Genomic DNA, 14,545 nt, shown 5'->3' with positions numbered 1-14,545 from the left:
ATGATCAATCGCTTCTTAAGGAGTTGCAATAAATGAGTAAAAAGGAAATAAAAATAGGATCTTTATCATTAACGTTTATGGTTGAAGGGGAAGAATGGAAACTAGATATTCCAAAGTCTCGTACGCAAATAATGTATACCGAACAATTAAAATTGATTATGAACAGTAGCGAATATTTTGTACCTTTAAAAGTGGAAGAAGAAGAGGACACATACCGATTTAATTTCACTGTTTCTAAACGATTGAAACAATGGGAGCAAATCAAAGGATTGAGTCGTAATAAAAAATTAAGGGCTTTATGCAATATATCAAAGCTCTATCCATTATTATCGACTAGAATCACATTCACCTTTCACCCTAACAATATTGTTTTTGATGATAATTTAATGCCATTACTAGTTTATAGAGGGATTAGAAATCAATTACAACCATATGAATTAACAGAAGAAGATATTTTAAAACAATATAAGTCTTTGGTTATATCCCTTTTTTCAAAAAAGTATACGTTTGATGATTTATATAATGGTTCGCTTCAAAATGCTACCGATACGAAATTTGAGCGGCAAGTAAATGAAAAAGGTAGCATGAGCGAACTTTTATTATTTTTAGAAGAAAGCTATCGGGAAGAACAACACTATATGGAAAGACAAATGCAACTTGTTCCAAAGAAACGCTTTCGTTTGTTTAAACAATTATCTATTTGGATGACCGTATTATCAGTTATTGTTATATCCCTTTTGCTCTATAATACGTTCATTAAAATACCTTATCAAGACAGACTATTAGAAGCGCATAATGATTTTCTGGCAAATGATTATAGTCAAGTAATTCAGACATTGAAAAATGAAGATGTAGAAAAACTTCCATATCAAGCAAAATATATTTTAGCTTATTCGTATATCAAAGTTGAACCTTTATCAGATAAAGAGCAAGAAGTGATTATGAAAAATATTAGTTTGAAAAGTGATAAGTATTATCTTCTGTATTGGATTTACAATGGACTTGGTGATTTTGATAAGTCGATCGATACTGCAAAATATATGGATGATCCACAGTTAATTATTTATGGATTGATAAAGAAAATCGAACAGGTTAAGAATGATCCTGAATTAACTGGCGCGGAGAGAGATGATGAAATACGAAGCTTACAAGATGAATTAGGGAAATATAAAGAGGAATATGAATTAGTCGATGAGGAAGAAGAAACTAAGGACGAAGAGGAACAGGATATGATAGAAGATAATCCGGTATCTGAAGAAACAGATCCTATTGAAGACGAAAAGGAAGAGCAGAAAGAGAAAGAAGCAGAAAACAACAAGAAGGACAATGAAAAAGACAAAAAGAGTAAGGAATAAATTTTACTCAGCTCATCAATCTGGAGGAAGAGTGAACGATGACTCAATATGAATTGATAGTTAGTTATGATGATCAGTTACATAAAAGTATTCTGTCGCAAGATGTAGAGTCGGAATTAACGATAGGAAATAGTTTATCAAATGATGTTACCTTTGAGGGATTGATAGAAACGATATCGGTTAATTGGAATGGCGATAGTTGTATGGTAAATGATAGATTGTTAGAGATGAATGACTATCTAGAATTTACCGTAGAACAAAGAACGATGAAGTGCTATTTGATTGCGCTAGATCCAAAAAGTATGTATGTATTTGATTGTACATCCGCCCTGAACATCACGATTGGTCACAATGCATACGATGATGTGCAGATAGCAGATACTACTATAGATTTGGTTTTTACGCGTAATGATATTACATCTCCTTTTCAATTAAACTCAAACAATGGAGAAGTTTTTCATAATCTCAGTAAGGTAAATGAGGAAACGGTAGTAGATGTAGGGGATCATCTTTTTTTTGATGGTGTCAAAGTGACGATAGGAAATAGTGAAATCCAGTTTATTTCTCCAGATAAAGAGATCCTTTCTAATCTGGTTTCTTTAAATAAATCGACAAGTGTATATGATGAAGAATATCCAAATTATCACCGCTCTCCAAGAATCATTTATCGAGAGCCTGAAGAGAAGAAGGTAATTGCTAAACCGTCAGCAAAACCAACTAAACCGAGCGAACAGCTAATGAGAACGATCATTCCTCCACTTGTAATGATTGGAGCTTTAGCAGTAGTTTCGATCTTTCAACCAAGAGGTATATTCATCATTGTCATGTTGGCAATGACAGTAACAACTGTCATTTTATCGGTAACTTCCTATATTAAAAGCTCTAAACAATATCGAATTGATATGAAGGAAAGAACAAAAAGCTATAAACAATACTTAAAGACAAAAACAAAAGAATTATTTAAAGCTACTGAGGAACAGAGACATGCATTAAACTATCATTTTCCAAGTGTAAGTAAAATAAAGGAAATGGCGAAAGAAGTAGATGCACGAATTTATGAAAAAACAATGTTTCATCATGATTTTTTACATTACCGTGTAGGCTTGGGAAATATCGATACAAGTTTTGAGATTGACTTTAATGAAGAAGAATTTACTCAGGAAAAGGACGATTTAGTAAAGGAAGCTAGGCATTTGCATCGTAGGTTTAAAAAAATGGAGTCTGTTCCAATTACTGCATCCTTGATGAATGGTCCGGTCGGTTATATCGGCCAACGAACCTTAGTATTGGAACAATTGCAGTTGATGGTCATGCAGACTGCTTTCTTTCACAGTTATCATGAGTTACAATTTATCGTTATCTTTCCAGAAGAAGAGAAGTCGGAATGGGAATGGATGCGATGGTTACCTCATGCACGACTGAAAGATTTAAATGTTCGTGGTTTCGTTTATCATGAACGTTCACGAGACCAAGTGCTTACATCTTTGTATCAAATATTAAAAGAAAGAAAACTATATCTCTCTGAACAAGATTCAAGAGAAAAACATTATTTTACACCACATTATGTCGTTTTAATTACTGATGAAAAAATAGTATTAGATCATACGATTATGGAGTTTTTTAATGAAGATCCTAGGGAGCTTGGTGTTTCCCTTGTTTTTGTTCAGGATGTATTGCAATCCTTGCCAGAACATGTAGATACAGTAATTGATATCCGTGACTCTAAAAGCGGAAATGTTTTATTAGAAGAGGGGGAATTAGTGAATCAAGCGTTTATTCCAGATCATTTTCCGTCACATTTTAATAAAGAAGATATTTCTAGATCGCTTGCTCCACTAAATCATTTACAAAGTTTAAAAAGCTCGATCCCCGAAGCGGTTACTTTCCTGGAAATGTATGGTGTTGAACGAGTTGAAGAGTTTAACTTAAGGGAGTACTGGGCGCAGAATGAAACGTATAAAACGTTAGCTGTCCCACTCGGATTAAGGGCAAAAGATGATATCGTCTATTTAAATTTACATGAAAAAGCTCACGGGCCACACGGATTGGTTGCTGGTACAACCGGGTCAGGTAAATCAGAAATTATCCAATCGTATATTCTATCTCTTGCAATTAATTTTCACCCATATGAAGTAGCCTTTCTGCTCATCGACTATAAAGGTGGGGGAATGGCAAATTTATTTAAAGATTTACCTCATTCATTAGGAGCCATAACCAACTTAGATGGGGCACAATCAATGAGGGCATTGGCTTCTATTAAAGCTGAACTTAAAAAAAGGCAAAGATTATTTGGTGAACATGATGTAAATCATATTAATCAATATCAAAAGTTGTATAAACAGGGAGAAACATCTGATCCAATGCCACATTTATTTTTAATATCAGATGAGTTTGCTGAGCTAAAGGCAGAACAGCCCGACTTTATGAAAGAACTAGTTTCTACTGCGAGAATTGGACGTTCATTAGGAATTCATTTAATTTTAGCGACCCAAAAACCTACTGGTGTTGTTGATGACCAAATTTGGTCAAACTCAAAGTTTAAGCTTGCACTCAAAGTTCAAGATGCAGGCGATTCGAATGAAATATTAAAGACTCCAGATGCCGCAGAAATTACCTTACCGGGCCGCGCTTATCTTCAAGTTGGTAACAATGAAATTTACGAACTGTTTCAAAGTGCATGGAGTGGTGCAGATTACAAACTGGATAAGGATGATCCGGAATTAGTCGATACAACTTTATATGCTATTAATGAGCTAGGTCAATATGACATATTAACAAAAGATTTAAGTGGATTGGATAAAAAGGAAGAGATTGAAAAGACAAAAACAGAACTTGAAGCGATCATTGACTATATAGACGCATTTACAAAAGAACAACATATTAAAGAACTTCCAAGTCCATGGCTGCCACCATTAGAGACGAATATCTTTGCTCCTGATTTATGTGCACGTGACTTTAAAGAAAATTGGACTAAAGAGAAAGAACCTTTACGTCCTATAATCGGTTTAGGTGATTTTCCGGATGAGCAAGATCAGCGCGTGTTAGAAATTCCGTTAACGAAAGACGGACATCTCGCTGTCTTCTCCAGTCCAGGGTATGGTAAATCAACATTTATCCAAACGGTCGTTCTTGACCTTGCTCGGGTTCATAGTCCAAAGGATTTTCATGTTTATTTGTTAGACTTCGGTACGAATGGCCTTTTACCATTAAAAGATTTACCACATATAGCAGATATATTATTAATAGATGAAAACGAAAAAGTAGAAAAGTTAATTAGAAGGCTTGAAGCAGAAATCAAAGACCGGAAGCGGTTATTGAGTCAATACGGCGTAGCAACTATGGATATGTATGAAAAAGCCAGTGGTAAAACAGTACCGCATATTTTACTTGCTATTGATAATTATGATGCTGTTCGAGAAGCTGATTTTGTTGAGTCATTTGAACGGTCCGTTACGCAAATAGCGAGAGAAGGCGGTAGTATCGGAATCCATTTAATTATTAGTGGAAGTAGACAAAATGTAATGAGGATGGCACTTCATTCGAATATTAAAACACAAATCTCGCTATTCTTAATAGATGATCTCGAGACTCGCTCGATCGTTGGCCGTACACAGCTTGAAATTGAAGAAATTCCTGGTCGGGGGTTGATTAAGCTTGAAGAACCAACTGTCTTCCAAACTGCTCTTCCAAATAGAGGAGAGGACACTTTACAGGTCATTGAAGGTATTCAAAGCGAAGCAAAAGAAATGGATGCTTTCTGGGATGGTGAACGACCAGAAGAAATACCGATGATGCCGGATGGTGTGATAGAGTTTAATAAATATAAAGAAATGAAGGCTACTAAGAAATTACTTAAAAAAAATATGTTGCCGCTTGGGCTTGATTTTGAAGATGTATCTCCATTACCATTTGATTTTAATAAATATGGTCATTTAATCGCAGTTGGTGACAGACTTGATCGGATCGAAAAAGTCCAAATTGCCCTCGGTAAGAATATGACGTTACTAAAAGAAGTGTATAAGACAATGCTACTCGATTCGCCTGAACAAAAACTGGAGAAAATCGGCGAGCAATTAGATGCATATATTACCCAGCCTGATCAATTAGTAGGTTTAAAGAATGACTTGTTAAGCGAAGTGAAATATCGAGTAGAGAATAAAACAGATGAACCAAAGTGGCTAATTATGATTGCTAATTTTAAAGACTTTTGTCAACAAAGTATGATTACGAATGAGGAAATGACAAGTCTTATGGGGGCCGCTAAATTTGGTATTCATCTAATTATGTGCAGTGAATACAGTTATCTTGGGCAAAGTTATGAGCAAATACCTAAGTTTGTAAGAAGTCAGGCATTAGCAGGCTTAGTTAATATGCGTCTTGGGGATCAGGACATCTTCAAGCAACGATTTATTTCAAATGAAAAATCACCAGAAGCCTATGAGTGTTATTTTGCAATGGATCATCAGCATGTGAAAATAAAAATACCAAAATAAGATTTTGTTTAGTTGAAAGGTTTTATAAAAGTGTTTTTGTAAAGAAAAATTCGAAAGCTGATTCAGTATATTTGTATTGAATCAATTCGGATTTTTCTTATTTTTATGTAACGATTAGACGCTATTCGTTACTTTATTTCTAAGATTGTCCATTTTGGGGGAAGGATTGGATACTATTCGTTATATTAATTTCCTAGATTCGCTTTTTTACTTAGACGTTTCGCTTAATTCATTGTTGAGAAACTACATCGTTAGAATGCTTTTATTAAAGCGGTTTCATAATGGAAGGTAACATTGTATAATAATGGTAGAAGAAAAAAAGAGGTGTAAGTATGCGAGAAGTTGTTATAGTTGAAGGTTGTCGTACAGCTGTTGGGCGAAGAAATGGTGCGTTGAGCCATTACCGGGCAGATGATCTTTTTGCAGTAATACTTGAGGAAGTAGTGCGTCGTGCAGGGATAGATAAATCTGCTGTAGAGGATGTGATTGCCGGTTGCGTGACGCAAGTTAACGAGCAAGCGATGAATATTGCTCGAACGGCTGCTTTAATTGCAGGATTTCCAGTGTCTGTCCCGGGAGTAACAATTGATCGTCAATGTGGATCGAGTCAGCAAGCGGTTCACTTTGCTTCCCAGGCGATTGCTTCAGGTGATATGGATATTATTATTGCTGGGGGAGTTGAAAGTATGACAAGAGCCCCGATGTTTGCAAACATCGGAAATACCAAACCTAGTGAAAAACTTACTTCCAAACATGAGATTGTAAATCAAGGAATTTCCGCTGAAATGATTGCTGATAAATGGGGTTTTTCAAGAAAGGAATTAGATGAGTTTTCTTTAAAAAGTCATCAACTAGCTCTAAAAGCAATGAGCGAAGGGCATTACGACAATGAAATCGTTCCAATTGAAGTAGAAGGAGAAGATGGGGATCCCTATCTGTTTAAACAAGACGAAGGCCCAAGAAGTGAGACATCATTAGAAGTTTTAGGTAAGTTAAAGTCCGTATTTAAAGAAAATGGTAAAATTACGGCAGGAAATGCAAGTCAAATGAGCGATGGGGCAAGTGCCGTTTTACTTATGTCTCGAGAAAAAGCAGATGAGTTAGGATTAAAGCCACGTGCTAAAATTATTGCTCGTACAGTTATTGGTTCAGATCCAACTTTAATGTTAACTGGACCAATAGAAGCGACAAGATTAGTATTGAAAAGAGCGGGGCTTTCTATAGAAGATATAGACCGTTTCGAAGTAAATGAAGCTTTTGCACCAATCCCCCTTGCTTGGCTGCAAGATATGAAAGTAGACCCTGAAAAATTAAATGTAAATGGAGGGGCAATAGCTTTAGGTCATCCTTTAGGTGCTACAGGAACGAAACTATTTGTATCATTAATGAATGAATTAGAACGGATTAATGGTAAATATGGTTTACTTGCTATTTGTGAGGGAATGGGAATGGCGAATGCGACCATTATAGAGCGGGTGTGAAAATAAAATAAACGAAAAAAGAAGCTATCTTGTAAGCTTCTTTTTTATCGTTATTTTTTATCTCTGTCCAAATGGATTACAACCCCACGTGCATATCGAATATGTTCTTCTTCTACTTGTCCTTCTTTCGCTTCTTCTTGTTTTCCCCATTTAAATAATAAAATTAATAAGGCAAAAGAATAACTTCCTAATTGTAATACTTTTAAAATTCCTCCAGCTAACTGTTGATCGTAAATCGAAGTTAAGGCATGAATTAATTCTCTTTCAACGGGAATATACACTGGAAAGTGAGCGTTTTGAATAATGACATAAAAAAATCCAATTGGAAAGAGTGCAAGTGAAGCTAAGAAAATATAGAGTGCCCGAAGTAAATAATCGAGTCCTTTTATTTCTGGAACCGGATGGATAATGACCCACCACATAAAAATAGCACTTCCAAATAAGATAACCTGTGTGATAAAAGATAGAACGATATTTGTATGAACGATATTGAAAACAGCTGGGATAAGATAAATCGTCAGCAATCCATTAAAAGTAATTAGTGTTAGCCAAGGGTGAGCTAGGATGTTAAGTGCAAATTTAGTACGATGATTCCAAATATATTGACGCAGAAAATTAACAGGAAAACTTAAAATAAATAAAGGAATTGCTATAAAGTAAGTTAGAGTAAGTTGTAAAACATGGGCACTAAATAAATAATGGGTTGCAATGACATCTAATGGTGTAGCTTTTACAACTGTAAAAAGAATGATTGCAGTGTAAAAGTAAAACTTTTGGCTAGCTGAGACTGGATAAATAGGTGACTTGACTAATTTTCTATTATAAAGAAAAACAATGATTATTAATATAAGAATCCAATGCAGCTTAAATAACGTATAAAGGGAATGATGCTCGAGTAAGTAATCTAACAAAATATTCACCACCACTTCTATTAGTAGTTATTTTTATACAGTGGCAATACGCTACTCTATCTATTTTAACAAATGAATATTAATTCGCAAAATCAAGATGGGTAAGTGATCATTTTGTCAGAAAAAACGGCTCATTAATCCTAATAAGGCGAGTAAACCCAAAATAATCCATAAAATATATTTGCTTATACCTCTAGGGAGAATTCTTTTTCTACTCCATCTATTCGGATTAAATTGTACATCTCTGCCGTTTCTTTTTTGACGGGATAGATTCCGTTCCATAGAAAAAGGTTGCGTATTAATCAAAATAATGGGCCCAAGAGCAAACCCGCCAATAAAACCGAAGATATGTGCTGCAATATTAATGTTTGGTTGAACAAAAGTCATGAACAATCCCATAATAAATATGACAGTTACTATCTGAGCATTACCCCGGTCGATTAAATCTTTCCGGAACAAGCTCATAAAGATATAAATTCCTAATAAACCGTAAATGGCTCCAGATGCACCTAAATGTGGAGTGATCGATACAGGAGCAATTATATATGTACCAACATTTCCTGCTATACCAGTGAAGAAATAAGCAAAAATAAATTTTGTTTTACCAAGCATTTGTTCAAGAGCTGGTCCAAATAAAACAAGCGCAAAGGAGTTAAATACTACATGACCTAAGCCACCGTGTAAAAAAATAGGGGTAATTAATCGCCAATATTCTCCTTGTGATACAGACAGATTATGACCGATTCCCCAATTAATTATTGTATAACCAATAGGTAAGTGCAAAACATCAATGATTAACCAAAGTAGAAGATTAATGGCAACGAGTATGGAAATGATCGGATAAAAACGCATAAAATCTTTAACACTTCGTTCTGTACGTACAAACATATTATCCTCTCCGTTTTAAATAGCTTTGATTTATAATATAATCCTTCTAAAACATGAAGTCATGTATAATGATTAGTATTAAGTGTGTAGGTACTAAATAAACATATAAAAAGTATTTGAATTGCAGTTTGAAATGAAGTTAAATAAGAAGTGATTTTTTCGAAAGGTAATGAATAGATATGATAAATGGAATTGGAATCGATATTATTGAGCTAAATAGAATAAAAAATGCTGTATTACGAAATGAACGTTTTATTGAGCGCATTCTAACAAAACGTGAGCAGGCACGCTACCATTCGTTTAAACAGCACCATCGTAAAATTGAATATCTCGCAGGTAGATTTGCTGCAAAAGAAGCATTTGCGAAAGCAACAGGAACTGGAATTGGTAAATTAAGTTTCCAGCATATTGAAATAGTCTCAAATTCAAGTGGAGCTCCTACTATCTATGTGGAAGGATACGAGTCAAAGAATATTTATATCTCTATCTCCCATAGTAAAGAATATGCTGTAGCACAAATTATCATCACTAAGTAACCATTGATTTTTATCCTTGATAAATAAAATAACTTTTGCATAAATGTAAAACTTGTCTCATATAGTTTAGTGCAGGTGAGAAGGAGTTCTTGTTAAAAAACAGAGCAGTCCTTTTTAGCGAATATGAGACAAAGGGGATAGGTGTATGACGAAAAATAAAAAGCATTTCACATTGCTAATTTTTATCGGTCTACTTTCGTTAGTGGTTGCAGGGTGCGGTAGTAAGTCCCAAGAAAGCGTCATTAAAAAAATTGAAGGAACATTAGGTGACATGAACGGTTACAAAGTAGAGGCACAAATGACGATGAAAACAGGACAAGAAGAAAGAAGTTATGAGGTAGATGTCTGGTATAAAAAAGGACAAGAGGACTTTTATCGAGTCGGACTTGAAAATGAGGAAGAGGAAGGCGGGCAAGTTATCTTGAAAAATGAGGAAGGAGTATTTGTATTAACTCCTGCCCTCAAAAAAAGTTTTAAATTTCAAACTGACTGGCCGGAGAATAGCAGTCAGCCATATTTATATCAATCCTTAGTCAATGATGTTTTAATCGATAAAGAAGCAACGTTTACTGATACAGAAACTCATTATGTTTTTTTAACAAAGACTAACTATCAAAACTCAACGAACCTACCCTATCAAGAAGTATCCTTCGATAAGAAAAGTTATACACCAACAGGGGTTAAAATTATGGACAAAGATAAAAATGTTCTCGTAGAAGTTACTTTTGACGGCATGGATATGAATCCAGACTTTGCTAAAAGTGATTTTGATCGAGAGGCTATTCTTGAAGAGACATTGGCTGATACGTCAGTTTCTAATATGGACCAATTAGAAGAAATATCTGTCATGTATCCATTAAAAACATTGGGTGCTGAATTAGTTGAAAAGCAAGAGGTAACAATCGATGAGGGAGAACGTGTAATCATGACATTTAAAGGCGAACGGAACTTTACCCTTATTCAAGAAAGAACAGATGTTGTTCCGACTTCAGGAGACATGGTGCAGGAGGTAGTTGGAGACGTTGTAAACTTAGGATTCAGTGTGGGAGCGATCACTAATAATACGATCGAATGGAACTATAACGGGACCAATTTTTATTTAGCAAGTGAAGACATGACAATGGAAGAACTAATTGATGTCGCCTCGTCCATTGAAGGGCAAGAAATAAAATAAGCGCATTTTGAGCAGTCTCTGAATAAGGGTCTGCTTTTTTTGTTTGTCTACGGATTTGCTAACGCTTACAATGGGGTTGAAATATAGAAAATTATAGAGTAGAATTCAAGCAGAACTACAATTATTAATGGCCGTGTTGAAAGGAGTAACTATATGAAACAATACCGAAATACTTGGGCTGAAATAAATTTAGAGGCAATTGGATATAATATACAACAACTAAAAAAATTACTCCCTGATAAACGAAAAATAATGGGCGTAGTAAAGGCAAATGGATATGGACATGGAAGTGTTCAAGTTGCCCAAACAGCGCTCAATGTAGGTGTAGACTTTTTAATGGTGGCTCTCTTAGAAGAAGCAGTTAAACTAAGAGAAAATGGAATAAAAGCACCTATTTTAGTCATTGGAAGAGTTCCACCAGCATATGCTTATGTAGCTGCAAATCTAGGCATTACCCTTTCTGTATTTCAAATCGACTGGTTGAAAAATATTGATAATGATAAATTTGAAAAAACATTAGATCTTCATGTGGAATTTGAAACGGGAATGAATCGAACAGGAGTCTGTACGTTGAATGAATTAGAAGAAATCGTTGAGATGGTTCGACATATGGATAATGTAAAGCTCACAGGTGCATATACTCATTTTGCAACTGCTGACGAAATAGGATCTGAATTGTTCGAGGAGCAGTGTAAACGATATGAAAAAATGTTAGAGTCTCTTGCGACGCTTCATCCAGGACCACTAATGACCCATATAGGTAATAGTGCCGCAGGTATTCAATATCCGGATAAAATGCACCAGTATACTCGTTTTGGAGTGGCAATGTATGGCTTGTATCCATCTATTCCGATCAGAGGATTAAATTCAGTAGATTTAAAACAGGCAATGTCATTGCATAGTGAATTAATTCAGGTGAAGAAAATAATAGCCGGTGAATGTGTTAGCTATGGAGCAACTTTTTGTGCAGAAAAGGATACATGGATAGGAACTGTTCCAATTGGATATGGAGATGGATGGAGAAGAAGCTTGCAGGACTTTCATGTATTATTAAATGGAAAAAAGATGCCTATTGTTGGTCGTATTTGTATGGACGTGATGATGATAGAACTAGATCAACCATATGAAGTTGGTCAAAAGGTTACTTTAATCGGTGAAAATAACGGTGCTATAATAGAAATGGATGATCTAGCGAACCATTTAGATACAATTAATTATGAGATACCATGTATGCTGACAAGTCGAATCCCACGAGTTTATGTATAAAAAAAGTGACTATTTCCTTTTGCAATTCGGTAGGTAAAATGATACTATTAAAGAAGAATTTCATAGGTCGTTTAACTATCAGCGGAGGTGTATGGTGTTGCCAGACAGGTTAGAGGAAGTCTTAGTCAGATTACCAAAAAATCTATTCATTGAGGTGGATGGAATGGCAAAGCATGAGAATAAGGATATTAATGACTTAATTTATCAAGCGACGAAAAATTATGTCCAATATAAAAAAGAAATTCGTCAACTTCATGAGTCTATGCAAAAAGGCTATGAAGAGATGGCCAGAATTAATTTAAATCTTTGTTCGGAAGCATTTTTAGCTGAAGAGGAGGCTAAAATTACCTCAGACCGCTTAGTGATCGGGGTGTAGCGATTTGATCGTTCAAAGGGGCGAAGTATATTTCGCTGACCTCTCACCGGTAGTAGGGTCTGAGCAGGGAGGCGTGCGGCCGGTGTTGGTTATCCAGAATGATATCGGTAATCGATTTAGTCCAACTGTTATCGTTGCTGCAATTACCGCCCAAATCCAAAAGGCAAAACTACCGACCCATGTTGAAATTAGAGCTGAAAAACATGGATTTGAACGTGATTCGGTTATTCTACTAGAACAAATTAGAACATTAGATAAGCAACGATTAACAGATAAAATAACGAAACTAGATACAGATACAATGAAAGAAATAAATCATGCTTTGGAAATAAGCCTAGGTTTAGGTTTTAAAAGTCTATATGATGACCAATAATGGCAGGCTCCCTTGAATTATATAATATGAGGGAGTTTTTATTTTGTGCAATAATAGGTGGATGGAATATGAGTTTTATCAAAGATCTCTAATAGTTACAATTAGAGAGAAATTTCCTTACTGACTTTCTGAGATACTTACTTTATTAAGAAGACTTCTTCTATATATATTAAAAAACCTCCGATACTTTTCGGAAGATTTTTTGAATAAATGTTTTTCGACGTTATGGTACAGAAATTCAATCATGCCAAAAAAGGATAAAATATGATGTGTGATTTCTACTAACACTATTATAGTTGCTAATGGAAATGAAGTTATCCTTTTATTTAATAAACCATCGTTTCGGAATAGTATATAAGGAAGAAAAATAAACGTAAATATTAATTGAAGATATTTTTTTATTTTAACAACAAAAAAATTGACTACACTATGCTCTGCATGTTAGATTTAAAGAAGTTAAAAATACATAAAAAATAATTTTTATTTGTCTGTTGACAACCTTTAAAAAATAATGTATATTAATTCTTGCTGCTGTAATTTTGCAGTAACAAATGATAACTAGTTCGATGAATATGAATAGGTTTGTGATGAGTGCAGTAATATAACAAGGCACTGATTTATTAACTAACACCTCATTAAACTTCTATATTAAACATATTCCACAGTAGCTCAGTGGTAGAGCAATCGGCTGTTAACCGATCGGTCGTAGGTTCGAACCCTACCTGTGGAGCCATTTGGGGAAGTACTCAAGAGGCTGAAGAGGCGCCCCTGCTAAGGGCGTAGGTCGCGTAAGCGACGCGAGGGTTCAAATCCCTCCTTCTCCGCCATTTTTTGGCCCGTTGGTCAAGTGGTTAAGACACCGCCCTTTCACGGCGGTAACACGGGTTCGAATCCCGTACGGGTCATTCTTATCTATTTGAATAATAGGTAAGCTTTATCAGAAATGATTGGGCTATAGCCAAGCGGTAAGGCAACGGGTTTTGGTCCCGTCACTCCTAGGTTCGAATCCTAGTAGCCCAGCCATGAATTCATTTTATCTGTGATTTTTAGAGTTTTAAATGGATGCTCTATTCTTTGATATTTAACGAATGCAAATGAATGAGATGTATGACTATAATTGCTTATAAAATGTAAAACATCGAATAGATACACGAGCCATTAGCTCAGGTGGTAGAGCATCTGACTTTTAATCAGAGGGTCACAGGTTCGAGTCCTGTATGGCTCACTTGTTTTTTGTTTCGTAGAATATTCAATAGTCTTAGGACAATTGAATTGCAAGTCTTGCGGTCGTGGCGGAATGGCAGACGCGCTAGGTTGAGGGCCTAGTCGGGGAGACTCGGTGGAGGTTCAAGTCCTCTCGACCGCATACAAAACTTTTTTAAAAATGTACTTGCAACCTTTTTTTGAATGTGATATATTAGTTCTTGTGTTTAAAAAACAAGCGGGTGTAGTTTAGTGGTAAAACTCCAGCCTTCCAAGCTGATGTCGTGGGTTCGATCCCCATCACCCGCTCCAAACTTTTTAACATGGGCCTGTAGCTCAGCTGGTTAGAGCGCACGCCTGATAAGCGTGAGGTCGGTGGTTCGAGTCCACTCAGGCCCATATCGTTTCAAAAAAAGAAACGAAAAAGTATTGACACCGAAATTAATAAGTGTTATACTTGAGAAGTTGCCTCTTAGAGAGGTAATGAGT

The 14,545-nt window shown here is 35.5% G+C and carries 10 protein-coding genes and 8 tRNA genes; 16 read left to right on the top strand and 2 right to left on the bottom strand.

From position 1 onward, the window contains the following. The first annotated feature begins 32 nt into the window (after positions 1–32). The 3 genes from essB to SPD48_RS00080 all read left to right on the top strand — a co-directional run bounded on the left by essB (position 33) and on the right by SPD48_RS00080 (position 7,329). Positions 33–1,355, top strand: a complete 1,323-nt coding sequence (gene essB, locus SPD48_RS00090) for a type VII secretion protein EssB (RefSeq protein WP_336256006.1) — start codon at positions 33–35, stop codon at positions 1,353–1,355. A gap of 38 nt (positions 1,356–1,393) precedes the next feature. After that, positions 1,394–5,848 (top strand): type VII secretion protein EssC, encoded by a 4,455-nt coding sequence (essC, locus tag SPD48_RS00085; RefSeq protein ID WP_336256005.1) that lies wholly within the window; start codon positions 1,394–1,396, stop codon positions 5,846–5,848. Between the two features lie 332 nt (positions 5,849–6,180). Beyond that, positions 6,181–7,329 carry a thiolase family protein gene (locus tag SPD48_RS00080; RefSeq protein WP_336256004.1) on the top strand — a complete coding sequence of 383 codons (1,149 nt, stop codon included), beginning with the start codon at positions 6,181–6,183 and terminating at the stop codon, positions 7,327–7,329. Positions 7,330–7,379: 50 nt separating this feature from the next. Here the strand turns inward: SPD48_RS00080 and SPD48_RS00075 are convergent, their stop codons facing one another. Together SPD48_RS00075 and SPD48_RS00070 are read right to left on the bottom strand one after the other, a co-directional pair. Then, a complete protein-coding gene (locus SPD48_RS00075; RefSeq protein WP_336256003.1) occupies positions 7,380–8,240 on the bottom strand; it encodes a cytochrome c oxidase assembly protein in 861 nt (286 codons plus the stop codon). A gap of 117 nt (positions 8,241–8,357) precedes the next feature. Further along, positions 8,358–9,128, bottom strand: coding sequence for a rhomboid family intramembrane serine protease (locus SPD48_RS00070; protein WP_336256002.1), 771 nt, complete (start codon positions 9,126–9,128; stop codon positions 8,358–8,360). 179 nt (positions 9,129–9,307) lie between these two features. On the opposite strand from SPD48_RS00070, the gene acpS reads away from it, so the two are divergent. The 13 genes from acpS (at position 9,308) to SPD48_RS00005 (ending at position 14,455) form a co-directional block, all read left to right on the top strand. Next, positions 9,308–9,664, top strand: a complete 357-nt coding sequence (gene acpS, locus SPD48_RS00065) for a holo-ACP synthase (RefSeq protein ID WP_336256001.1) — start codon at positions 9,308–9,310, stop codon at positions 9,662–9,664. Between the two features lie 145 nt (positions 9,665–9,809). Next, the gene (locus SPD48_RS00060) at positions 9,810–10,838 is read left to right on the top strand and encodes a LolA family protein (protein WP_336256000.1); all 1,029 of its coding nucleotides are present in this window, start codon (positions 9,810–9,812) and stop codon (positions 10,836–10,838) included. A gap of 153 nt (positions 10,839–10,991) precedes the next feature. Continuing rightward, complete coding sequence (gene alr / locus SPD48_RS00055; RefSeq protein ID WP_336255999.1) at positions 10,992–12,104, top strand: alanine racemase; 1,113 nt, start codon at positions 10,992–10,994, stop codon at positions 12,102–12,104. Positions 12,105–12,195: 91 nt separating this feature from the next. Beyond that, complete coding sequence (locus SPD48_RS00050) at positions 12,196–12,480, top strand: antitoxin (protein ID WP_442962083.1); 285 nt, start codon at positions 12,196–12,198, stop codon at positions 12,478–12,480. Positions 12,481–12,484: 4 nt separating this feature from the next. Beyond that, positions 12,485–12,853 (top strand): type II toxin-antitoxin system PemK/MazF family toxin, encoded by a 369-nt coding sequence (locus SPD48_RS00045; RefSeq protein ID WP_336255997.1) that lies wholly within the window; start codon positions 12,485–12,487, stop codon positions 12,851–12,853. 658 nt (positions 12,854–13,511) lie between these two features. Further along, positions 13,512–13,586: transfer RNA gene (locus tag SPD48_RS00040), tRNA-Asn, on the top strand. A gap of 3 nt (positions 13,587–13,589) precedes the next feature. Continuing rightward, a tRNA-Ser gene (locus tag SPD48_RS00035) sits at positions 13,590–13,680 on the top strand. Between the two features lie 6 nt (positions 13,681–13,686). Beyond that, positions 13,687–13,758: transfer RNA gene (locus SPD48_RS00030), tRNA-Glu, on the top strand. Between the two features lie 43 nt (positions 13,759–13,801). Continuing rightward, a tRNA-Gln gene (locus tag SPD48_RS00025) sits at positions 13,802–13,876 on the top strand. Between the two features lie 129 nt (positions 13,877–14,005). Further along, positions 14,006–14,078 (top strand) — tRNA-Lys (locus SPD48_RS00020). 58 nt (positions 14,079–14,136) lie between these two features. Then, positions 14,137–14,219, top strand: a tRNA-Leu gene (locus SPD48_RS00015). Positions 14,220–14,294: 75 nt separating this feature from the next. After that, a tRNA-Gly gene (locus SPD48_RS00010) sits at positions 14,295–14,368 on the top strand. A gap of 13 nt (positions 14,369–14,381) precedes the next feature. Further along, positions 14,382–14,455: transfer RNA gene (locus SPD48_RS00005), tRNA-Ile, on the top strand. Positions 14,456–14,545: the final 90 nt, after the last annotated feature.

The sequence above is a fragment of the Pseudogracilibacillus sp. SE30717A genome, from assembly GCF_037071985.1.
Lineage (GTDB): Bacteria > Bacillota > Bacilli > Bacillales > Amphibacillaceae > Pseudogracilibacillus.
The sequence above is the reverse complement of the archived record's forward strand: the minus strand, read 5'-3'. Positions and strand labels throughout refer to the sequence as shown.